Origin of the sequence: Veillonella sp. ZSJB6 (assembly GCF_051549505.1) — a bacterium.
Classification (GTDB): domain Bacteria; phylum Bacillota; class Negativicutes; order Veillonellales; family Veillonellaceae; genus Veillonella.
Genome location: NZ_JBPUGE010000001.1, coordinates 520,326 through 544,151 on the forward strand (window position 1 = coordinate 520,326; position 23,826 = coordinate 544,151).

Sequence of the window (23,826 nt, forward strand, 5' to 3'; positions counted from 1 at the left end):
TTTCTAAAAATCATCCACGAGATACGAGTGTGTAGTAATTTTTTACTTATCTCTCGTGTTATATTTAGTATTTCTACATCAAGGTATAAAACTCCTCTTTTTTTCAAAAGAATTTTTATATTTTTTGCAGAATTATAAATATTATTTCCAGTAACAATCGAAAAACTCCAATATCATGCGATATCGGAGTTTCTTTATATGTTGCTTTTATGTATTTTTTGGTATGTTATTACGCTTTTACAACGTTAGCAGCTTGAGGGCCACGGTTACCATCAACGATATCAAACTCTACATTTTGACCTTCTGTCAAAGATTTGAAGCCTTCGTCTTGGATCGCAGAGTAATGTACGAATACATCGCTACCGTCTTCACGTTCAATAAAACCATAACCTTTTTCTGCGCTAAACCATTTTACTTTACCTAACATGGTAACATCCTCCTAAAAATATATATATTGTCTTACTGTCTTGCACTACACTTGTATCATAACACAGCATGTATAAAATATCAAACAATAATATTAACACTTTTAATGAATATACAAATATGTCTTATTGATAATTCATCCCCTAAAAACTACTTTAAAACCTTTATTTATCTATATTATAAATATTTCCGAACAGCACATTAAATTATTACATAATTTTATAATCATAAAAATATATGAATTAAAAATTATTACTCCAAAATATATATGTATAAAATATTTATATATCACAAATATTTATAGCAATAATCGTATTTTATAGATTAAGAAAAGCCTAAAAGCGCTTATTTACAAGGGTTGAACAGATACGGATAAAATAAGTCATCAAATATATTAATAGATATAAATCGATTCATATATTAAGAAATTTAATATCTACAAATTTGGTTATCTTTAAAAATACAAAAAAAAGGAAGCAAACTCTGAATTTCAGAACTTACTTCCTTTTATGTTAGAAAATATTATTATAAAATTTTCGACAAGAACAATTTTGTTCGCTCATTTGTTGGAGCATCAAATACCTTTTCAGGAGTATCATCTTCTAAGATTAATCCACCATCAACGAATAATACGCGGTCAGCTACTTCTTTAGCAAAGCCCATTTCATGAGTAACAATAACCATCGTCATCCCTTCTTCTGCGAGAGACTTCATTACATCTAGAACCTCACGAACCATTTCTGGATCGAGTGCAGATGTAGGTTCATCAAATAGCATAACTTTTGGTTTCATCGCTAGGGCACGGGCAATAGCAACACGTTGCTTTTGACCACCAGATAAGGAATCAGGATATGCATTAGCTTTATCTCCTAACCCAACGCGATCAAGTAAAGCTTGTCCGATTTTCTTAGCTTCATCACTAGAAGTTTTACGAACCTTAGTTTGAGCTAATGTTAAATTTTCCATTACAGTCATATGTGGGAAAAGATTAAAGTTTTGGAATACCATCCCTACTTCAGCACGAACTTCATTGAGTTTAGACTTATCAGAAAGATCCATACCATCTACAATTACCTTACCAGATGTAGGCTCTTCTAAGTAGTTCATAGTACGCAATACTGTACTTTTACCAGAACCAGATGGACCAATTATAACGACAACTTGACCTTTTTCTATATGTAAATCAATGCCCTTTAATACTTCATTTTTACCAAAGGATTTATGTACATTTTCTAATTTAATCATTTAATGCTATATTTCCTTTCAAGGTAACCAACTAATTGTGAAATTGTTACTGTCATAATAAGGTAAATAACAGCAACTGTACCCCAGATTTCAAAGGATGCATACGTTTTAGCAATGATTAATTGACCACGACGTGTCAATTCTTCGAAACCAATTACAGAAACCAATGAGGAGTCTTTCAACATAGCAATAAATTCATTACCCAATGGTGGGATAATTGCTTTGAAAGCTTGAGGCATGATGATATAACGCATAGTTTGACCCCAAGTTAAACCAAGAGATCGACCTGCTTCCATTTGACCTTTATCGATAGACTGGATACCAGCACGGAAGATCTCAGACACATATGCACCAGAGTTAATACTACATGCGGTAACAGCTGCAATAAATGGATCAATACGTTGTCCTGTAATCATTGGCAAAGCAAAATAAATCAAGAAGATTTGTACCAATAACGGTGTACCACGAATGATATCTACATAACATTTTGCTAATAATCTAACTACAGTAAATTTAGATAAATTTGCTAAGGCTACTAATAAACCGATAAAGAAACCACAGCCAACAGACATAGCTGTAATTTCTACGGTTACAAGTGCACCTTGTAATAAGAGCGGTAAATTATCCGCAATTAACCCCCAATTAAAACTCATGATCTCTCCTATTATTTAAATTCTACCACTACTGGCATATCAGCAGGTGCATCTACATTAAACCATTTTTTATATAATGTATTAAATTCACCATCAGCCTTCATATCTGCAATTGCTTTATTGATTTGTTCTTGTAAATCTTTATTATCTTTATTAATTGCTAAGCCCAAATATTCTTTTGTATTTGGATATGCCATAAATTTAATATGTTGATCTGGATGTTTAGTACTGTAATATTGAGCCACTGGCAAATCAATAACAGTTGCATCAGCACCACCATTTTGTAATTCTAACAAAGCTTCATTACTATGGTCAAACTCTTTTACAGTAGTACCTTCGATTTTATGGGCTAAATCTGCACCAGTAGTACCTAGTTGAGCAGCAATTTTCTTGCCTTTAAGATCGTCAAGAGATGTGATATTTGCGCCATCTTTATATACTACAGCAAGGGCATTTTCATAATATGGAGAAGAGAATAATACCTTTTCACTTCTAGCTTTGGTAATCGTCATACCAGATGCAGCTACATCAATATCATGTGTATTTAAAGCTGGAATCAAAGCATCAAAAGCAACATTCTTAAGCTCTACATCTTTATTGATACGTTTACCAATGGCACGAATTAAATCAATATCAAAGCCTGTGTAGTCTTGAGTTTTTTCATCTTTAAATTCAAATGGTACAAATGTGGCATTAGTACCAACAATGAGTTTATTAGAAGTTGTTTGTGTAGAAGATCCACAACCGCCAATTACAGTACCGGCCATTACTAACATACAACCACCAATGATTAATTTTTTTAACTTGCTATTTAACATCGAATCATCCTCATTTACTAAACTAACTATTTTTATTCCACTAGTATACCACTTAGTATAATTATGTCAATAATTTTGTATAGAATCATCCTAAATATCAATTAATCACTATATTTATATTTTATTTTTATACACTGATTGTATATTTATAACAATAATGTATAAAAACTTTCCCATAAGAATCGGTATTTTCACCATTTTTAAATATACAGATGTATAAAAAGAAAAAAGCACATGAGAAAAGCCTCATGTGCCCGCATACGGCTGACCTGGTCTTTGCCCCCACACTCGCCTGCTGGAGGGTTCGCTCATAAGTCCGAGACTCCCCACTACTACCCCTCTCGGTTTTACCGGCAGGACTTACACCTAAGCCGCACCATGCTCACAACCTCTTGGGTTGCTTATGTGGATCGTTTCGCCTGCGACTGGCATCGACTTTCAACCACAGACCCGTATAGACGTATTATAAAGAATAACAGTATACATGTCTAGATTTATAATTATATATACATTCTTAAAATTAATAAGACGTACCTATTAAATTATATTTCCGAACATAGCATCGTTCAGTTCTCATTGAAATGAGAATAAATTTTGCAACCCCTTTTTTGGTATGTATAGAAAATTGTCATAGAAAACCTAAAATATTCTTCATATTATTTTAATATTTATAAAATTAGTTTTTCTAGGTACTATATTTAGTACATTCCTAAAATGTCAATTATTTTTAGTATGCCAAATATGAATACAACATGTATAATAGAACATACGTATCATACACAAAATATTATTTATGGTGTATAATTTGTATACTATTAAATAAGAACGGCCTAAAGTTGTACGATATGAACATAAGTACGAGGGGTTGTACCATATGTTCTACATGTTAGTTAAAGGGGTTTATTATGTTTATGTTATCATTAATGCAACCATCTGGGTTGTACGAACTGGAGAAGGACAGTTTAGAAGCCATTAGCGCTCAGCTCTTGCAGATGATACAAATGAAAAGCTATCATCTGTACACTCATTCTATCCAAGTTTCAAACTATGCAGTTAGTATTGCTGCTAAAATGGGTTTACCGTTAAATGAAATTGAACAAATTCGCCATGCAGCATTACTTCATGACGTAGGACTATTAATGGTACCTAATGCATTAATCCAAAAATCTCCATATCTTAATAAACAAGAAATGTCCAAGTATAAGCAACATGCTGCAAGTGGTGCGAATATGATCGAAAACTACCCTTGCTGCCAACAAATCTTGCCTTATATTCGTTACCATCATGAAAAATGGGATGGCTCTGGTTACCCTAAACATTTGCGTGGTGCTAATATCCCATTAGGAGCTAGAATCATTGCTGTTGCAGATTATTATGATACAACAGTTAATCCTTCTACAGAATTTTGGGCAAAAACAAAAGCTAAAGCTAAAGAAGAACTCTTTAGTGCATCCGGCTCTCTCTTTGATCCAGATGTAGTAAAAGCATTTATCGATGTGCTAGGCTAATATAATGATTAAGCGTTCACCATTCGGTGAACGCTTTTTTTGTAATAATTAAAAGCTACCGCTAGCTAGTGTTAAAGCATCGAGTCTACTAGGATTATATGACCTAAGAACCTTAGCTACGGCTTCGATTGTTGCTCCTGTAGTATAAATGTCATCTACAATTAAAATACGCTTTGTGGAAAAATCAGTGTCTTTATACTCTGCGTTGATTACAAAAGCATTATCTATATTTTGATGTCGTTCTTTATGTGTTAAGGACCACATATCACTAGAAGTTTCAAACTTATATATACAATCTAGCCATACAAAATATGGCTTATCTATGTTCTCTAACGAGTATGCCCAATTCTTAAAAAATAAATCAACCTGATTATAGCCTCTCTTTTTCTTCTTAGTCTCACTTGAAGGTACGGGAACTATATAATCATATACCGTTTTACAATTGCCATTTAGAATATTAAACTCATCATATTTCATGTAAAAGTTGTACGATGCTAAAAAAGGAGCAGCCCCCTTGGACTGCTCCTTTTTTTCATTAAATTTTACATCGTAAATCATAGACTTTAGACCACCACAATAGTCTGCTAGCACACATACATCATCTACATAATGTAAAAATTTATGTGGTACATGACGAATATGTAATAGATCATTAAAACAAGTTTCACACCAATCCCCTTGTGTTGCTACAGAGGCACCACAATGAGGACATACAGGTGGAAATAGGAAATCCCAAAGACTCATTACGAATCACATCTCCCTTGTAGTCTTTCTTTAAACAATGTATATCGTTCATCTGCATTTACAGTACGTACAGCACGTTCTATAGCGCTTGTAGTACCCACAATGATAACCTTCCGTTTTGCTCTTGTAACAGCTGTATACAACAAATTACGCTGCAACATACCACCATAACGTGGTACAAATGGAATGATAACTACACCATACTCGCTACCTTGACTCTTATGAACTGTAATCGCATAAGCAGGCATAATCATATGAGCTTCATCAATAGGTAGACGAACCTCTTTATGGATAAATCGGATACAAATATCGCTTCGTGTAATGGCGTAAATGACACCAATTTCACCATTAAAGACCTCTAACTCATAATCGTTAAGAATTTGAATAACCTTATCGCCAACGCGATAGGTAATACCATTTACACGAGCCTCCCCTTTTAAGCTATCCGGTGGATTAACAGCTTGTTGTACATATTGAGAAATTAATGTACTACCTGCTTCACCACGGCGCATAGGAGAAATGATTTGAATGTCTAGTTCATCATCTACATGCTCTTGTTCTCGTTTATACACATCAATGATGGCTTTCATCATCATGTCATAAGACTTAACAGGTATAAAAGAAAACTCTTCACTTACGCTGTCCAAATTTGGCATTTCACCACGGTTAATAGCATAGGCGCTTTCAACAATAGTATTACCAGAACTTTGACGATAAATCTGGTTGAGCCGTGTATAAGGAACACAATCACTATCGAGTAAGTCTTTTAATACAAAACCAGCCCCAATAGGTGGTAGTTGATCAACGTCACCAACGATAATGACATGGGCTTCCTTTGGAATGGCCGCCATTAAGGAATAGAACAAGCGTACATTAAGCATAGATGCTTCATCAATGATGATAACATCTATATCTAATGGATCATCTTCATTCTTAGTAAAGTCATAGGAATCACTGCCTTGAACAGGTACTAGCAATCTATGAATCGTAGTAGCTTGAAATTCTGTAGCCTCTGTAAGTCGTTTCGCAGCACGTCCCGTAGGAGCGCAAAGAATAATGCGCCCTAGTCCACCAAGTTGGAAGCCTTTTACTAAAGCCTTAATAATCGTCGTTTTACCAGTACCAGGGCCACCAGTTATAAGGGAAAACTTTTCAAAGAAGGATAGCTGTATAGCTTCTTTTTGAGCATCCCCAAATGTAATATGATTATCAGCTTCAAACTTTTCTATAAAACTAGGAATATCTAGAGAAATTGGATCAGCCTCTAATAAGAAATCTTTTGTATAATGAACGCTCTCTACTTCAGACACATACATTTCTGGAGGGTAGATATATAAGATATCTTCATAATACGTACTATATAAAGCACCTTGCTCTAAAAGGCTTTCAATAAAATTAGCAATATCATCTACATCAGTTTGTAATAGATCGTCTAAACGACCGATAAGTTGATCGACAGGCAAACACGTATGCCCTTGATTATCCAAACTGCGTAGAATCCATTCTAATCCCGCTTCTAAACGACGCGTATCACTACCTGTAATCCCCAAGTGTTCTGCTAGCGTATCAGCGGTGCCAAAAAGCATATCTGGAGCCACACGTAACAAGGTATACGGATTATCCTCTATAACAGCAACAGACTGAACACCATAATAGGTGTATACGGTACGACTCCATTTAGAAGAAATATGATGGCTTTCAAAAAAGTGATTTAAATCGGATAAAATACCTTCACCAAGTAAGGTATTAAATAATTCGTCCTTAACACTTTTACGAAGTCCAGGAACATCCTTAATTTCTTCTGGACGTTCCTCCCGTAAAACTTCTAAAATACGGATACCAAAATACTCAAGGACCTTTTCTACGGACTTTTCACCAAAACCTTTAATACCTAAATTTAATAAATAGGTCTTAGCAGCCCCCATGTTATCAGGTTTAAGTTTTTCTACACTAGTAGCATCAAATTGACGACCATATTTTTCATGTTCTACATAACGGCCTCGAACTTCGATATCTTCTCCTTCTTTAGGAGATTCAAACTTGCCAGTACAAGTAATGTATTCCTCATTATAATCCTTAAGGACAAACACGCAATACGTACGTTGTGTATTCTCATATATAGTTCGGTATACAAATCCTCGTATGGCGTCCATTATTTCTCCGTATTAGGCAAAGCTTCAATAATTTCTTGTACCGCATCGGTAATGCTACCTTCATTACCAATTTTGATATGTGCCACCTCTTCGTATAAAGGGTATCGTTCTTCATATACATTGAAGATATATTCAATACTTTCTTTTACAAGTGGACGAATTTCAAGATCCAAATCATCTAAGATATGATTTACATCGCGATTAACAAATACAACAAGACCATTATTGCGCATTAGCTTAACTGTTTTATCATAAGTAACAGTACCACCACCAGTAGCAATAACAGATGGTTTATTATGAATTAATTCCTTAATCGTGTTATATTCATATTCACTAAAAGCATCTTTACCGTCATAAATAAAGATTTTTTGAACAGATTTACCAACCTTATCTTGAATCGTTTGATCTAGATCGTAAAAGTCTCTGCCTAATTCTTTAGCTAGCATTTTGCCAACTGTTGTCTTACCGGCACCTGGCATGCCGATGAGGAAAATATGCTTATGCATATGCTCTTTTAAAAACTCATTGCTCATAGACACAACAGTTTTTATATAATTTTCAATATAAGATGCTAATGTTTTATCTTTGCAATTTTCAGTATGCAACGCAATAATACTTTCATCACGTTCTTCATCAATGAGTGGTAAATGATGTTCATCCTTATATTTACCAATCTCTTTAATCAATGTAAGACGTTTTTCAAACTCTGTAACAAGTACGGAGTCAATACTATCTATTTGTTTGCGAGCTTCTTTAATATCCATGAGAACCCCCTTATTATGCTTTAGCTAAAACAGCTAGAGCCTGTTCTTCATCTACCTTCATTTGATCAATAAGATCTTGTAAGTTATTAAATTTAACTTCTCCTCTAAGATAGGAAATAAATTGTACAATTACTTCTTTTCCATATATATCTTGGTCAAAGTTAAATACATGTACTTCGCATCTATGGTACTGATTCTTAAATGTAGGATTATCCCCAATATTACCTACCCCATCATACCAAGTACCATCGATACACACGCGATTAGCGTATACACCATCTGGAGGTGTAGCCATTTCATTAGGAAGCAACAAATTCAATGTTGGGAACCCTAATGTGCGTCCTCGTTGATCACCTTTAATTACAGTCCCTTTAAATTGGAATGGTCTTCCAAGCCAATGAGTAGCATCTTCTAAACGCCCTTCGCGAATGGCCTTTCTAATCTCCGTACTTGAAATAGGAGTACTAAGTCCATCACAAGGCAATAAGGGCTGCACTAAAACTTGTATATTTTTATCCGCTAATACTTGTTTCATATAATCTGGATTACCAAGACCTTTAGCACCAAATGTAAAGTTTTCTCCAATTACAATAGCAGCTACATTCATATCTGTACAAAGAGCGCCCAAAAAATCGTCAGCACTCATTTTTAGTAACTCTTCAGTCATAGGCAACCGTAAAATATAGTCTACATTCAAATCTTCAAGAACGGAATCCATAATCTCTTCTTGAATGACCCGTTTAGGCACTCGCTCTGGATGTAGTATAGTTAGTGGATGATGTTCAAAAGTAATGATTATACTAACACCATTAACTGCCATTGCCTCATCAACGGCCTTGCGTATAACTCGTTGATGACCTCGATGAATACCATCAAAGGTACCTAGGGCATATACTTTTGTATCTTTGATTTGACGCAGTTCATCAAACGAATGTATTTGCTTCATACTTATCCTTCAATAAAAATATTTTTTTCCACCTTCAAAGAGTGGTTAGTTCGTTTCATAATCCCTATAAATCCATGAGGACCATAGGCTCTATAATAATGTTCTGGTTCGGTATAAGAAAATTCGCTATTAATAGGCAATTCCTTACCTTGCACCATCATCTTTAATTGTACACTATTTACCATCACTTTTGAAAGATGAGAAACGGCTGTATCCGTTGGTAACAATAGGCTTTCACCATGAAGCATCAACTCTTCAGCCATTTTAGCAGAATCAATATCAAATGGTCCTACTTGGGTACGTGCCAAAGATGTCATGGTTCCTGGTATACCTAATGAAACACAGATATCACGCAATAATGAACGAATATAGGTGCCTCCAGAACAAGTTACACGAACTATAAAATAAGGAAAACCATACGCTATCAGCTCAATATGTTTAATATGAATCTGACGTAATGGTAATTCTACAGGAATCCCTTTACGAGCATATTCATAAGCACGTATACCATTTATCTTAATAGCAGAATATTTTGATGGTCTCTGATCTTGAATACCAATAAAGGTATTTAATGTATTAACTAATTCATCAAAAGTAGGTTTAAGCATAGCATCGGAAAGCTCTGAACTTTGAATGGATTCATTCACTCGAACACCGTCTCGCAATACCATATCTTTATCAGGTAATACAGCTTGTCCAGAACTATCTTCAGTATCGGTAAAAGTACCAAATTTACATTCTGCCACATAGGTTTTATCAAACCCCTCTGTATACTCAATAAGCCGCGTAGCCTTACCAAGAAAAACGGGTAAAACGCCATAGGCCATAGGATCTAAAGTACCACTATGACCAATGCGCTTTTCTTTTAAAATGCGACGACAAATAGCAACAGCATCATGGCTTGTTATACCAGGAGGTTTTAAAAATGGTAAAATGCCATCCATTATTTAATCACCTCAATGAGAGCCTGTTTTGCTTCTTGTAATGGTAAATTAATCGTACATCCGGAAGCTCGAATATGACCGCCACCACCGAAATTACTAGCAATAGCATTCACATCGGTACCTTTAGATCGTAAACTTACCCGTGTTCTGTCATCAGCTTCAGCTTTCAATAAAATAGCTATATCAACAGTATCTACATTTCTAATAATATCTACAAAGCCATCTGTATCATCGCCGAGAATGTTCATAGCCTCGCGATTCAACTCGATGGTAGCTACTGTATTATTCTTGTAGAACTCAATAGTTTGCATAACTTGTTTTGTTAATTCTAGACGACTTGCGGACACAGCCTCAATCGTTTCAGAAATAACATTAGGTCTAGCACCGGCTGCTACACATTTAGCAGCCATTTCTAATGTATTAGCAGTTGTATTGCTAAATTTAAAGAAACCACAGTCAGTAGCAATAGCCATATATAAAGCAGTGCCCATAGACTCAGTGATAGGCCAATTCCATTTTGTACATAAATCGGTAACGATTTCACCAGTAGCAGCAAAGTCAGGCTTCAAATATAGATGATCAGCAAATTCTGTATTAGAAATATGGTGGTCTATATTAAAAATAGGTGCACTCCATAGTGCACCTACTTTGCCAATTCGCTCATACGTGCTAGCATCCAATACCATTAGCATATCAATATCAACAGGGTTTGTTTCAAAATACGCTACATCATGGATGTGGTCCGTATATCGTAAGAATGAGTACTTCTCAGGAACTACATCATCCACTACCATATATACAGTTTTACCTTGCCCTACAAGGGCTTCGTAAAAGGCCACCATGGACCCGATAGCATCGCCATCAGGTCTGACATGGACGGTTAGCATAATAGAATTAGCTTCACACAGAGCCATATGTAATTGATTAATAGTAATCTTACTCATGTTCTGTATCCTTTGTGTTAATTTTTTTCTTCGTCCTTTTTGATTTCATTCAAAAGGGATTCAATATGCATGCTATAGTCTAAAGACGTATCCTTATCGAATGTGATAGAAGGAATATGGCGCAATTTAAGTACTTTGCCAAGTTCCGTACGAATATGACCCGCTGCATGCTTTAAAGCGATAAGTGTATCTTCTTTTTCCTTATCGGAACCAAACAAGGAGACATAAATCGTAGCTTCACGCAAATCACCTGTTACATGAACATCGGTAATAGTAGTGAAGCCGATGCGTGGATCTTTCAATCCGCGCATCAACATTTGACTTACCTCTTGTTTGATAAATTCTTGTAATTTTCTGACACGAACGTCACTCATATAAACCTCCTAAATTTGAGGTGCAATTTCTTCCATCAAGTACGCTTCGATTACGTCGCCTTCCTTGATGTCGCGGTAACCTTCTAAGGAAATACCACATTCGAAGGATGTTTTAACTTCTTTAACTTCGTCTTTGAATCGACGTAAAGAGTCAACCTTACCTTCAAATACGACAATACCATCACGAATCAAACGAACTTCAGAGTCGTTAGTAATACGACCTTCTGTTACATAAGAACCAGCAACGATAGCCTTAGGTGTAGAGATAACTTGACGCACCTCTGCACGACCAACGACAACCTCTTTGAATTGAGGAGCTAACATACCACGCATCGCAGACTCAACGTCATTGATAGCATCATAAATTACGCGATATGTACGAAGGTCAACTTTTTCATTTTCTGCAGCACGACGAACATTAGCATCTGGACGTACGTTGAAGCCCATTACGATTGCATTAGATGCAGAAGCCAACATGATATCGGATTCGTTAATAGCACCTACTGCAGCATGAACGATAACAATACGTACTTCAGGATTTTTAATGCCTTCTAAAGATTGACGTAATGCTTCTACAGAACCTTGAACGTCAGCTTTAATGATTATGTTAAGGTCTTTTAACTCACCTTGTTGAATTTGGTTGAAGATATCATCCAATGTAACCTTGTGAGTTGCTTGTAATTCTTGGACGCGTTGTTTTGCAATACGTTTTTCAGCAATTGCACGTGCTTCGTTGTCATCCATACCGTTGATGATTTCACCAGCTTGTGGAACTTCAGAGAAACCCAAGATTTCTACTGGCATAGAAGGACGAGCTACTTTTACTTTTTCACCGCGTTCATTTGTCATGGCACGTACTTTACCATATGCTGTACCAGCAAGTACAGTATCACCTACACGGAGGGAACCTTTTTGTACTAGTACTGTACATACAGCACCACGGCCTTTATCAAGTTGAGCCTCGATAACTACGCCGTACGCTTTACGGTTAGGGTTAGCTTTCAATTCCATAACTTCTGCTACAAGCAAGATATTTTCGAGCAAATCGTCGATACCTTGTTTTTGTTTAGCAGATACTGGAACCATGATTACATCGCCGCCCCATTCTTCTGGTAAAAGTCCATGTTCAGACAATTGTTGTTTAACATGGTCTGGGTTAGCACCTGGTTTATCCATTTTGTTGATAGCAACAATAATTGGTACATCAGCAGATTTAGCATGGTTAATGGCTTCAATAGTTTGAGGCATTACACCATCATCGGCAGCTACTACAAGAACTGCGATATCTGTAGATTTAGCACCACGAAGACGCATAGCCGTAAACGCTTCATGACCTGGAGTATCAAGGAATGTAATTTTATTGTCGTTATAACGAACTTGGTATGCACCGATATGTTGAGTGATACCACCTGCTTCACCTGCTGTAACATTAGTTTGACGAATTACGTCCAATAAGGATGTTTTACCATGGTCAACGTGACCCATGATAGTAACAACTGGAGGACGAGGTTTCAATGTTTCTGGTGCATCTTCAATTTCAATAACATCTGTAGGATCTTCTTCAGGTTCTACTTCTGTTACAGTTACACCAAATTCTTCAGCTACGATAGTAGCTGTATCAACATCAACCTCTTGGTTAATGCTAGCCATAACGCCTAAAAGCATCAATTTTTTGATAATTTCAGATACTTCACGGCCCATCTTTTCAGCTAGTTCCTTAACAGTTAAAGGACCAGATAATTCGATTTCTGTAGCAATCGCTGCTTCAGCCTTACGTTCAGCTTCAGCTTTTTGTTGTAAGTATTGTTCGTTACGATGTTTTACGCGATTCTTTTTCTTTTGCATAGATGTAGATAACAAGGATTGAGGGCGGTTATTGCCACCTTTTTTATTTTTCTTGTTACGACGATCATTGTTATTAGAATTGCGGTTATCATTGTTTCGATTGTCGTTATTGCGATTATCGTTATTACGAGCATCATTAGGGCGACCGTTATTACGATTATCATTGTTACGGTTGTTGTTAGGACGGTTGTTAGCGCGGTCACCAGATTGTTGGTTACCTTCGGATTTACGTGTAGGCTCAGAGATTTGTACGTGACGTACATTGCCCTTTTTATGGTCATTTTGTTTAGATTGATCGTCTTGTTTTTGACCACCTTGTTTGTAATTATCCTTTTTGTGTTCGTTAGAACGATTTGGATTTTGTTGTTTATGTGGTGCAGCCTCTTGTTTATGTGCTGCTGTTGGAGCAGATTTTTGTTCTACCTTTTGTGTAGCTTTAGGTGCTTCATATTTCTTACTTAATTGTTTTTTTACAATATCATAACCTGAATCATCTACAGAATTTACTGCTTTTGTAACATTAATATTATGTTGTTGCAAGATAGAAATGACCTGCTTACTTTCTACGCCAAATTCTTTGGCGATTTCATGAACGCGCTTTTTGGACATCTACATACCCCCTTGTTATCGATCAATCTCTTTTAGTAACGCCTTTGCAAATCCATCATCTAGTACTGCGACTACTACCCGAACTTCTTTACCAATAGCAGCTCCTAAAGTTTCTTTAGTACCAATGCTACGAAGTGGAATATGATGTGTTTCTGCTAATTGATTATATTTCTTTTCATTATTGGATGCACAATCACCAGCGAGAAGGACTAGTTTAGGTTCCTTTCTCTTCATGGATTTTTCTACGATAAAATCACCAGAAATAACCTTGCCAGCTCGTTGTGCTAATCCTAAGAGATTTAAAATTTTATCTTCATTCATGTATATCAGTGATTACTCATTCTCTTGTAAATCACGTTGTAATGCTTCGTATATTTCTTTCGATACACTATGCTTTAATGACCGTTCTAATCGCTTAGCCTTATAGGCTTGCTCAAAGCATGACATGGATTCACATAAATACGCTCCACGTCCCGGTGCTTTTCCAGTGCGGTCAATACTGATATTGCCATCTGGACTTAAGGCTACGCGAATTAATTCACGTTTCGCCTTAGGCTCACCACATCCTACGCACGTGCGCATAGGTTGGGATTTCGGTTTCATGACTATTCACCGTCCTCAGCATTACCGAAGCCTGCAAAAGGTTCTTCAGCTGCTTGAGTTTCACTCTTAATATCGATTTTCCAGTTAGTTAATTTGGCTGCCAATCGAGCATTTTGACCGGCTTTACCAATTGCCAAGGATAATTGATAATCAGGAACTACAACGTAAGAGGATTTTTCTTCTTCACTTACATCAACAGAAACAACTTTAGCTGGACTCAAGGAGTTAGCGATATAAATCGCTGGATCTTCATCCCATTTAACGATATCAATTTTTTCATCGTGTAATTCATCAACGATATGTTGTACACGTTGACCTTTAGGACCTACGCAAGCACCTACTGGATCAACGTTTTCATCGCGACTGTATACAGCAATTTTGGAACGCATACCAGGCTCACGAGCTACGGATTTAAGCTCTACTACACCTTCATAAATTTCTGGCACTTCTAATTCAAAGAGGCGTTTTAATAAACCAGGATGTGTACGGGAAATCATGATTTGAGGGCCCTTCGTAGTTTTCTTAACCTCTACGATGTAGCATTTAATACGATCCCCTTCGCGATATGTTTCGCTAGCAATTTGTTCTGTAGGCGGTAAAATAGCTTCTGTTTTACCTAAATCGATAAACACATTTTTACCTTCTACACGTGTAATAACGCCAGTGATGATATCGCCTTCACGACTATAGTATTCTTCATATACTACGCTGCGTTCAGCCTCTTTCAAACGTTGAATAAGCATTTGTTTTGCAGTATGGGCAGCACTACGGCCAAAGTTAGCTGGAGTAACATCAACTTCTACTACGTCACCAATTTCAAAACGTTTGTCAATTTTGCGCGCTTCTAACAAGCTAATTTCTGTTTCTGGCAATTCTACAGTTTCTACCACTTGTTTTTTAGCCATAACTTTATAAACGCCTGTTTCGCGGTCAATTACAACGTAAGCATCTGGATTAGATGTTGGTTCTTTGCGATATGCTTGCAACAATGCAGCCTCTAAGGATTCAAAAATAACCTCAGGAGCAAAACCTTTTTGCTTTGTAAGCACCATTACCGCTTGAATTAATTCTTGACTCACTCGTATGCCTCCATATATTAAAAATCAAGATGTAATCGAATTTGTGCAATGGCAGACCGTTCGAATGTCATACTTTCACCATTGATAGTAAAATCGATAGTTGTGTCTGTAAAACCTTCTAATACACCAGTAAATTGTTTACTGCCATTAATCGGTTTAAATAGCTGAATATCAACATCACGACCATTATAGCGAATCAAGTCCTTATCCTTCTTAAGAACTCGATCTAGGCCTGGAGAAGATACTTCCAATAAATAGTTTTCCGTAATTGGATCCTTTTCGTCGAGGACAGCACTTAGTTTTTCGCTAACCATCTGACAATCATCCAAATCTACACCACCTGGTTTATCAAGGTAGACACGCAAATACCAATCGCGTTCACGAACGTAATCTACATCGACTAGTTCCATTTCGGTGCCGGCTATAATACCTTCAACTACAGAGGATACAAATTCCTCTACTGCTTCTCTCTTCATAGCCATCGCCTCCTTCATTACTACATCTTGTATATATCTCTTTTTTTCAAACACCTTAATTAGGCTAATCATAAATGAAAGAGTGGACATAAGCCCACTCTTTTAAAAGATTTATATAAAAGTCATATATAGTATATCACATTTGCTGTGTATATACAAATTCTACGCTTTCTTATGGGCTTTAACCAAACATTCCCACTTAGATTATTTCATATGAATATAAAATAACTCAAAAAATAGCATAGTCATATATAATGATTATCCTTAGTCAACGCGTTCATTTAATCCTTTTAATATAGGACCCAAATGTTCACGTAGAACTGTAGTTAAATCATCTAAATTTTTAGCATCTAGGTGATGGTCTATTTCAGGATAATTTTTATAACGAAGTTCTGCAAAGTATTCATCTCGCAATTCGTTATAATATAGCAATAATCCTGTACATTCGTCCATCTTACGATACTCACCGATAATAAAAGAACCATTAATCATCCGGATTGCATGAGCTGGATCAACATCACATACAAAGCCTTCCTGTTCTTTAGGCATAACCTCGGAAAAATCCCATTCAGGAATGCCTCGACGACGATAGGTAAAGGTAAAGTTATTCGCTGGCTCTATTAACATATTAGTTAACCCTTTGACACAGCGATCTTGTAATCCTTGCCAGAAAGACTCTAAATCAGCACGTACAAAAGAAATATCAACAAAGGAAAATAGTGGCATTTCAATATGTACTGTATAGTCCTCTACCTCTTTATCATATAAGGCAGACCATCGCCACCCCAAATCATTTTGATAATGGAAAATAGGTACCTTTAATACCTCTTCACCGACTCCGAGACGCTCAAGTAGTGCCGTATAATCAGCTTCATTTGACGCCACTAAGGTAAATCCCTCAATCTGCTGAGGCAACCATGAATAATCTAATGCTTGACAAGCTTCAATAATCGTTTCCATATAATGCCTCGTACTTTTCTTGATACTGTAAGACAGCTTTTACATAGCTACGCGTTTCAGGAAAAGGTATAGTATCAACCATTCCATTCCATTTATTCTCATTGAGCCAAGATTCAACATGACCACGTCCCGCATTGTACGCAGCTAACGCCTGCACCTCATCACCATTAAATTCCTTTAACAAATGACCTAGGTACCATGTTCCTAACTCAATATTAGTTTCAGGCTCTTTTAACTGACGGTCTGTATAGTTGCCATGTCCAACTTGTTGAGCTACCCAGCGCGCCGTATCAGGCATAAGTTGCATCAATCCAAGGGCGCCTGTTTCTGATTCTGCAGTATTCTTATATTTGCTTTCAGCTAAGATAACGCTAGCCACCAAAGAGGGTGGTACTTGTTCCTTTTCCGCTGCAGCCATCACTACATCTCTATAGTTAAAGGGGTACGCCACTTGACGCGCTATAGGATCATCTAAATGAGTAAAATAAAACCACCCAAGTACGACGCACGATAGCGCCGTTGCCGTTGCACGTTTCATATATCCCCCTTTCCTTACACAATCTTTATCCGATTTTGATATCGGTACAATATAGTAATACACCTAATGGTAGGTTACTATTATATAAAATTTTATGGGCTTATTATACCATTTAATACTAATTTTTATATACCAATTTTAGTACATAATAGGTAATTATTTTGATTCTTGTAAAACTGTCTCTATACGCTCATTCCAAATAGTATTCAACTGTACTGTTAAATCATGAGGCGTACCATTATTATCAATGATTATATCTGCATAGGCACATTTATCATCAAGTCGCATTTGACTATTAATACGAGCAAGGGCATCCTCTCGCGTATATCCATTACGACTCATTAAGCGTTCAATTTGAGTCGTTTCATTCACATATACGAGCCACACCTCATCCATCATGGTATACCATTCCCCTTCTATAAGTAATGGAATATCATAGATTAAAATTGGCGTATTACCTTGTTCATATTGAGATGTCAATTCCATAATACGATTGCGTATATGTGTTTTTAGACAGCTATTTAATAATTGTCGTTTTTCTTCATTGTGAAAGACTATAGCACCAAGCGCTTCACGATTGAGTGTGCCATCATCATGTAAAACATGAGAACCAAAGGTATCTACAATGGCTTTTAAGCCTTCAGTACCCGGCTCTACTACTTCACGAGCTACAATGTCAGCATCGATATAGGGTATCCCTTTGTCCTTAAAATAGGTAAGGACTGTACTCTTGCCTGATGCAATACCACCAGTTAAGCCTATTTTAAACATATATACCTTCTAACATGTAATACTATTAACTAAACTATTTTACCAATGCCCAGTTCTCAGCATGATGCACATCTACAATAAGAGGAACATGTAATTCTACTACAGATTGCATTGTAGAACACAATAATTCTTCAACTGCTTCTAATTCTTCATTTACTACTTCTAATACAAGTTCGTCATGTACTTGTAATAAAAGTCGAGATTTGAAGTTTCCTTCCTCTAGCTTTTGCTCAACTTGGTTCATTGCTAACTTGATAATATCTGCAGCAGTACCTTGAATTGGTGTATTCATCGCCGTACGTTCGGCAAAAGAACGACGGTTAAAGTTGCGGCTGTTAATATCAGGAAGTTCGCGTTGACGGCCGAACATAGTGCGAACCTTACCAGTTTTATGAGCCTCTTGAACCATACGATCCATGTACTCTTTAACCTTAGGATAACGGCTAAAGTATAAATCAATATAGTTTTTAGCTTCCCCCCGTGTGATGCCAAGGTCGCGAGATAAGCCAAAGTCAGAAATACCATAAATAATACCGAAGTTAATAGCCTTAGCATGAGAACGCTCTTCGCTTGTTACATCCTCTTGGGCTTTACCTAGTACCTCTGCCGCAGTAAATCGGTGAATATCCTTACCATCAACGAATGCTTTAATCAAAGCTTCATCGCCAGAAAGATGCGCTAAAATACGTAACTCAATTTGAGAATAATCGGCACTCACTAATGTATCGTACCCTGCACCTGGATAGAATAAGGCACGAATTTCACGGCCTTTTTCAGTACGAACAGGAATGTTTTGTAAGTTAGGATCAGAAGAGCTCAAACGGCCTGTAGCTGTAACCATTTGATTAAAGGTAGTGTGAATACGCTTAGTCTTATCATTAATAAGAACTGCCAAGCCTTCTAAGTAAGTAGAAACTAACTTAGCAACAGAACGGTAGGCCAAGATTTTTTCAACGATTGGGCTTTCATTACGCAACATATCGAGTACTTCAGCATCTGTGGAGTATCCAGTCTTAGTTTTCTTAATAACTGGCAAGTTCATCTTTTCGAATAAAATAACACCTAGCTGTTTAGGAGAGTTAATGTTGAAAGTTTCACCTGCCAAATCATAAATCTCTTGTTGTACTTGGGCTAATTCATCTTTAAAGCGAGCTGTCGTTTCAGCCAGCTTATTTGTATCAATATATATACCATTTTTCTCCATTACTACTAATGTATGAATCAATGGCAACTCAATCGTTTCATATAAAGACCATAACTCTTCACGTCGAGCAGATTCACAAGCTACATCATTCATAGCAAGTAAAGCTTTCACCATAGATACGCACTCTACATCTACGCTACCGCTGGCAATGCTAGGCACAGAGAAACGTTCCGTTAAATATAGATAACCATAGTTAGTACGTGTTGGATCTAACAAGTATGCTAGAAGAGACATATCATGGATACGTGCAGTGTTATCATTATTAAACAAAGAGATTTCAGCTGGTGACTCTTCACCTAATGCTTCTATTAGTTCTTTTGTTTGAGTAGTAACAATGGCCTTAGCCCCTTGTAATACTGCTAGAACAGCCTTTGTATCATTTGTTTTAACGATAGTATCACCATTAGAAAGATAGGCAGTCTCGATTGTTCTAAATGGAGTTTTTCCATCGAGCACAACATGAACTGCTACTGTTTTATCTGTATAGAAGTCAGGAGTTAGAGCCTTAGCATCAGCTAAATCGTCTAGAGAAATTTCCTCTTGTGGTGCAAAAAGAGAGCCTGGGTCACCAAAAGCTGCTTCCTCTCCGCCCATTACTTGTACAATTCTAGGTGTTAATTTAGTAAAACCAAGAGTTTCAAATAAAGGCTGTACCTCAGAGGTATGGAAATTTTGCACAAAGTCTTCTACCTTGTAAGATAAGTCCATATCCGTTTTGATAGTAGCTAACTCACGAGATAAGAACGCTAAGTCTTTATTTTCAACGAGTCGCTCTTTTAATTTCTTACCAGAAATATCTTCAATATGGTCATATACAGACTCAAGATTACCGTATTCTGTAATCAATTTAAGAGCCGTTTTTTCACCTACACCTGGTACACCTGGAATATTATCGGAAGAATCCCCCATAAGAGCTTTCATTTCGATAACCTTATCAGGACCATAACCATAAAGTTCCTCCATGTTATCAAGAGTAACCTCTAACATGTCAGAAATGCCTTTTTTAGTTAGGAATACATGACTATGCTCTGTTACGAGTTGAAGGTTATCGCGGTCACCAGTAATAATTTTAACAGCCATTTCTGGTGTACCAAATTTCTTACTCAACGATCCTAGAATATCGTCCCCTTCAAAACCTTCTTCTTCAATAACACAAATGCCCAACGCTTTTAATACATCTTGAATAAGGCTAAATTGAGGTCGTAAATCCTCTGGTGCATCTGGACGATTACCTTTATATTCGCTGTACATTTCTGTACGGAATGTCTGACGACCTTTATCAAAGGCTACTGCAATATAATCCGGATTGATTTCTTCATACAATTTAATGAGCATTGTTAAGAATCCGTACACCGCATTCGTTGGAGTACCTAAAGCGGACTTCAATGGTGGTAATGCAAAGAATGCACGGAATAACAAACTACTACCATCTATAATCATTAATTTTTTCATAAGACACCTCACTTAATTCTATCCTTTATTATAACATAAGGTAACTTATTATATATGCAAAAAGGGACTCTCAATGGAGAGTCCCTTTGGAGATGTAGATATAAAAAAAAACAACCCCGTATCGCTAGGCAACAAGAGGTTGTTGACGCTCAAATTATAAAGCGTTTACTTTAGCTGCAAGATTGGATTTTTTGCGAGCTGCAGTGTTTTTATGAAGTACACCTTTGGAGGCTGCTTTATCAATTACGCTAGTAGCATGAACAAGTGCTTGTTTTGCTTCTTCTACTGCGCCTGCTTGAACAGCTTCAACGGTTTTACGAGCTGCTGTACGGATTTGAGATTTCACAGCGGCGTTTTTCGCACGACGTTCAGCATCCGTTTTTACGCTTCTAATACTGGATTTAATGTTTGGCAATTGAGTCACCTCCTTAAAAATCGTTTCTTATACCTGAATGATTATATCATACTAGATATTGTGACGCAAGAACTTATTATAGGAAAATATAGTTTATTCCTTAATAATAAAGCTTCTTTTTATATATTACATTAGAAATTATTTACTAAGTTTCTCTAAAAACGATGTTCCAATGCCCCATTGTTTCAGTTCAAAGTTTTCTAATATGGTTTCCCCAATATCTGCAAAGCTTTTTCTATCGCCTAGGTCTATAGACCCATTCATTCGTGGACTATATCCAAGAATAGGTACTAATTCACGGGTATGATCTGTCCCCTTCCAGGTTGGATCATTACCATGGTCCGCAGTGATAAGCAATAAATCGTCATCATTGAGCATTGGTATTAAACCACCAAGTTGGTAATCAAAATCTTCAATAGCTCGTTTATAGCCTTCTACATTTCTGCGATGACCGTAAAGGCTATCAAACTCAACAAGATTAACCATCATAAGACCGTAATCAAATGTAGCCCCTAATAGATATGGAACCATATTCATGCCATGAGCATTAGATTTTGTAGGATAACTTTCATCCCAACCAACATGGGCATAAATATCTCCAATTTTACCGACTGCTACAGTTGGAACATCCGCATCTTGTAACTCTTGTTGTACCATTTTTTTCTCCGGCATGCGACTATAGTCATGACGGTTAGATGTGCGTACAAAACTACCAAGTTCACCTACAAATGGACGTGCGATGATACGGCCTACATAATAGTCACCAATACATACCTTATCACGGGTAATTTGGCATATACGATATAGCTCATCTAAAGGAATCACATCTTCATGGGCTGCAATTTGAAATACCGAATCGGCTGACGTATATACAATAGGTTTTCCCGTTTTAATATGCTCCGCACCTAGACGTTCAATAATTTCCGTACCAGATGCAACTTCATTACCTAAATAACCATAGCCCGTTTCCTTTGTGAAAGTATCCATTAATTCTTTTGGAAAACCTTCGTAAAAGGTTGGGAATGGAACCGTAACAGGATGCCCCATCATCTCCCAATGACCACTTGTTGTATCTTTACCAGTGCTGAGCTCCGCCATACGACCAAAAGCACCGTTAATGCTTTCACCGGTATCTGCAATATCGGAAATATGTCCTAGTCCTAAAGATTTCAAATTTGGGCAATGAATTTTACCAGCTGTTGATTCAATATGACCTAATGTATTAGAACCTTCATCACCAAATTTTGCAGCATCCACGGCATGACCAATACCAACAGAGTCCATAACTAATAGGATAATTCGTTTAAACATATATCCTCCTATTACGTAATATTATTTGAGGTACGGCATTGCAAGCATAAGTGCTGCCAAAGATTTGCTATCCTTAATTTGCTCCGCCTTGATAGCCTCTAATAATTCAGGTAAAGTAAAATACTCAAGTTCCACATATTCGTCTGGATCCCAGTTAGTTTCGCCCATAGTAAGATCTTTTGCTAAATATAAATGTAGCACTTCATTACAGAATCCAGGACTTGTTGCAATAGTCCCCAATGGAATCCATTGGTTCGCACGATACCCGGTTTCCTCTGCTAACTCACGTTTAGCGCAGTTTAGAGGCTCTTCATTAGGATCAAGTTTTCCTGCAGGGATTTCAAGTAAAGGCTGTTGCAAAGCATAACGGAATTGGCGTTCCATTACAATCTTATTATCTTCAGTAACAACCACAATAGCTGTAGCACCAGGATGATGAACAACCTCACGCCATGCTTCATTACCGTTAACATCAGCTATATCATAAGTAACTTTAATTAGTTTACCATCAAATTTCATTTCGCTAGATTTTTGTATCTCTTTGCTAATTGCCATAATAGCCTCCTTAATGTTTATAACTATTATGATACCACACAGAGAAATAAATATATATAATTCATAACTTAATACAAGATAAAATCATAACCACCCGTAGAACGGGTGGTTTGCTCTGACCCTATAAGGGTCTTTCTCTAGTGGTGGCCCTCTAAAGAGGGCATTGAATGATCTGACAACCACTCTATTACCACTGGCTGCCCCCTACTCGGGGGCTTTTGTTTTGCCTATTTTACTGGCTCACCCGTAAACGGGTCGGTATATTCTTTAAAGTTTAATGTATCTTGCGCTATATCCTCTTGTAGTTGATTGCGAATATACTCCTTTATCGCTCCTTCATATCGTCCTACCGTATCCACATAATATCCTCTACACCAGAAATGTCTATTTCCATACTTATATCTTAAATTTACGTGTTTATCGAATATCATGAGGCTACTTTTACTTTTTAAATATCCCATAAAACTCGATACGCTTAAATGTGGTGGT

At 36.8% G+C, this 23,826-nt stretch carries 25 protein-coding genes; 1 reads left to right on the forward strand and 24 read right to left on the reverse strand.

What is annotated here, in order from left to right; genetic code table 11:
* Positions 1 to 229: 229 nt before the first annotated feature.
* The 4 genes from ACSV5T_RS02460 to ACSV5T_RS02475 all read right to left on the reverse strand — a co-directional run bounded on the left by ACSV5T_RS02460 (position 230) and on the right by ACSV5T_RS02475 (position 3,142).
* The gene (locus tag ACSV5T_RS02460) at positions 230 to 427 is read right to left on the reverse strand and encodes a cold shock domain-containing protein (RefSeq protein ID WP_005386847.1); all 198 of its coding nucleotides are present in this window, start codon (positions 425 to 427) and stop codon (positions 230 to 232) included.
* A gap of 524 nt (positions 428 to 951) precedes the next feature.
* The gene (locus ACSV5T_RS02465) at positions 952 to 1,671 is read right to left on the reverse strand and encodes an amino acid ABC transporter ATP-binding protein (RefSeq protein ID WP_005386848.1); all 720 of its coding nucleotides are present in this window, start codon (positions 1,669 to 1,671) and stop codon (positions 952 to 954) included.
* Positions 1,668 to 2,324, reverse strand: a complete 657-nt coding sequence (locus tag ACSV5T_RS02470; RefSeq protein ID WP_105089103.1) for an amino acid ABC transporter permease — start codon at positions 2,322 to 2,324, stop codon at positions 1,668 to 1,670. The genes ACSV5T_RS02465 and ACSV5T_RS02470 overlap by 4 nt, the downstream gene beginning before the upstream one ends.
* Positions 2,325 to 2,335: 11 nt before the next feature.
* Positions 2,336 to 3,142: a basic amino acid ABC transporter substrate-binding protein gene (locus ACSV5T_RS02475; RefSeq protein WP_105089102.1), complete on the reverse strand. Its 807-nt coding sequence runs from the start codon at positions 3,140 to 3,142 to the stop codon at positions 2,336 to 2,338.
* A 905-nt stretch (positions 3,143 to 4,047) separates the two neighbouring features.
* Here ACSV5T_RS02475 and ACSV5T_RS02480 point away from each other — a divergent pair.
* The gene (locus ACSV5T_RS02480) at positions 4,048 to 4,650 is read left to right on the forward strand and encodes an HD-GYP domain-containing protein (protein WP_004693025.1); all 603 of its coding nucleotides are present in this window, start codon (positions 4,048 to 4,050) and stop codon (positions 4,648 to 4,650) included.
* A gap of 48 nt (positions 4,651 to 4,698) precedes the next feature.
* Here the strand turns inward: ACSV5T_RS02480 and ACSV5T_RS02485 are convergent, their stop codons facing one another.
* The 20 genes from ACSV5T_RS02485 to tnpA form a co-directional block, all read right to left on the reverse strand.
* Positions 4,699 to 5,394 (reverse strand): ComF family protein, encoded by a 696-nt coding sequence (locus ACSV5T_RS02485; protein WP_438320203.1) that lies wholly within the window; start codon positions 5,392 to 5,394, stop codon positions 4,699 to 4,701.
* A complete protein-coding gene (recD2, locus tag ACSV5T_RS02490) occupies positions 5,394 to 7,547 on the reverse strand; it encodes an SF1B family DNA helicase RecD2 (RefSeq protein ID WP_438320205.1) in 2,154 nt (717 codons plus the stop codon). Before recD2 ends, ACSV5T_RS02485 begins: the two co-directional genes overlap by 1 nt.
* Positions 7,547 to 8,311 carry a shikimate kinase gene (locus ACSV5T_RS02495; protein WP_438320206.1) on the reverse strand — a complete coding sequence of 255 codons (765 nt, stop codon included), beginning with the start codon at positions 8,309 to 8,311 and terminating at the stop codon, positions 7,547 to 7,549. Before ACSV5T_RS02495 ends, recD2 begins: the two co-directional genes overlap by 1 nt.
* Positions 8,312 to 8,324: 13 nt before the next feature.
* Positions 8,325 to 9,257, reverse strand: a complete 933-nt coding sequence (locus ACSV5T_RS02500) for a bifunctional riboflavin kinase/FAD synthetase (protein ID WP_295794130.1) — start codon at positions 9,255 to 9,257, stop codon at positions 8,325 to 8,327.
* A gap of 2 nt (positions 9,258 to 9,259) precedes the next feature.
* Complete coding sequence (locus ACSV5T_RS02505; protein WP_438320208.1) at positions 9,260 to 10,201, reverse strand: tRNA pseudouridine synthase B; 942 nt, start codon at positions 10,199 to 10,201, stop codon at positions 9,260 to 9,262.
* Positions 10,201 to 11,145, reverse strand: coding sequence for a DHH family phosphoesterase (locus tag ACSV5T_RS02510; protein WP_295794134.1), 945 nt, complete (start codon positions 11,143 to 11,145; stop codon positions 10,201 to 10,203). The genes ACSV5T_RS02505 and ACSV5T_RS02510 overlap by 1 nt, the downstream gene beginning before the upstream one ends.
* 17 nt (positions 11,146 to 11,162) lie before the next feature.
* Positions 11,163 to 11,519, reverse strand: a complete 357-nt coding sequence (rbfA, locus tag ACSV5T_RS02515; RefSeq protein ID WP_005386857.1) for a 30S ribosome-binding factor RbfA — start codon at positions 11,517 to 11,519, stop codon at positions 11,163 to 11,165.
* 9 nt (positions 11,520 to 11,528) lie between these two features.
* Positions 11,529 to 13,973 carry a translation initiation factor IF-2 gene (gene infB / locus ACSV5T_RS02520; protein WP_438320209.1) on the reverse strand — a complete coding sequence of 815 codons (2,445 nt, stop codon included), beginning with the start codon at positions 13,971 to 13,973 and terminating at the stop codon, positions 11,529 to 11,531.
* A 15-nt stretch (positions 13,974 to 13,988) separates the two neighbouring features.
* Positions 13,989 to 14,294 (reverse strand): L7Ae/L30e/S12e/Gadd45 family ribosomal protein, encoded by a 306-nt coding sequence (locus ACSV5T_RS02525; RefSeq protein WP_438320210.1) that lies wholly within the window; start codon positions 14,292 to 14,294, stop codon positions 13,989 to 13,991.
* Between the two features lie 12 nt (positions 14,295 to 14,306).
* Positions 14,307 to 14,576, reverse strand: a complete 270-nt coding sequence (gene rnpM, locus ACSV5T_RS02530; RefSeq protein WP_005386859.1) for an RNase P modulator RnpM — start codon at positions 14,574 to 14,576, stop codon at positions 14,307 to 14,309.
* 2 nt (positions 14,577 to 14,578) lie between these two features.
* Positions 14,579 to 15,655, reverse strand: coding sequence for a transcription termination factor NusA (gene nusA, locus ACSV5T_RS02535; protein ID WP_105089094.1), 1,077 nt, complete (start codon positions 15,653 to 15,655; stop codon positions 14,579 to 14,581).
* A 17-nt stretch (positions 15,656 to 15,672) separates the two neighbouring features.
* Positions 15,673 to 16,131, reverse strand: coding sequence for a ribosome maturation factor RimP (gene rimP / locus ACSV5T_RS02540; RefSeq protein ID WP_295805383.1), 459 nt, complete (start codon positions 16,129 to 16,131; stop codon positions 15,673 to 15,675).
* A gap of 264 nt (positions 16,132 to 16,395) precedes the next feature.
* The gene (locus ACSV5T_RS02545; RefSeq protein WP_438320211.1) at positions 16,396 to 17,091 is read right to left on the reverse strand and encodes a hypothetical protein; all 696 of its coding nucleotides are present in this window, start codon (positions 17,089 to 17,091) and stop codon (positions 16,396 to 16,398) included.
* Positions 17,075 to 17,629, reverse strand: a complete 555-nt coding sequence (locus tag ACSV5T_RS02550; RefSeq protein WP_105089092.1) for a lytic transglycosylase domain-containing protein — start codon at positions 17,627 to 17,629, stop codon at positions 17,075 to 17,077. The genes ACSV5T_RS02545 and ACSV5T_RS02550 overlap by 17 nt, the downstream gene beginning before the upstream one ends.
* Before the next feature lie 156 nt (positions 17,630 to 17,785).
* Positions 17,786 to 18,400: a dephospho-CoA kinase gene (coaE, locus tag ACSV5T_RS02555; RefSeq protein ID WP_438320212.1), complete on the reverse strand. Its 615-nt coding sequence runs from the start codon at positions 18,398 to 18,400 to the stop codon at positions 17,786 to 17,788.
* Positions 18,401 to 18,434: 34 nt separating this feature from the next.
* Positions 18,435 to 21,056 (reverse strand): DNA polymerase I, encoded by a 2,622-nt coding sequence (gene polA, locus ACSV5T_RS02560; RefSeq protein ID WP_438320213.1) that lies wholly within the window; start codon positions 21,054 to 21,056, stop codon positions 18,435 to 18,437.
* 154 nt (positions 21,057 to 21,210) lie between these two features.
* A complete protein-coding gene (gene rpsT / locus ACSV5T_RS02565) occupies positions 21,211 to 21,471 on the reverse strand; it encodes a 30S ribosomal protein S20 (RefSeq protein ID WP_004692998.1) in 261 nt (86 codons plus the stop codon).
* Positions 21,472 to 21,609: 138 nt separating this feature from the next.
* Positions 21,610 to 22,782: a phosphopentomutase gene (locus tag ACSV5T_RS02570; RefSeq protein WP_438320215.1), complete on the reverse strand. Its 1,173-nt coding sequence runs from the start codon at positions 22,780 to 22,782 to the stop codon at positions 21,610 to 21,612.
* Between the two features lie 21 nt (positions 22,783 to 22,803).
* Positions 22,804 to 23,337, reverse strand: a complete 534-nt coding sequence (locus tag ACSV5T_RS02575) for an NUDIX hydrolase (RefSeq protein WP_119206684.1) — start codon at positions 23,335 to 23,337, stop codon at positions 22,804 to 22,806.
* Positions 23,338 to 23,564: 227 nt separating this feature from the next.
* On the reverse strand, positions 23,565 to 23,826 hold a 262-nt coding region (gene tnpA, locus ACSV5T_RS02580; RefSeq protein WP_438320216.1), incomplete at its 5' end, for an IS200/IS605 family transposase.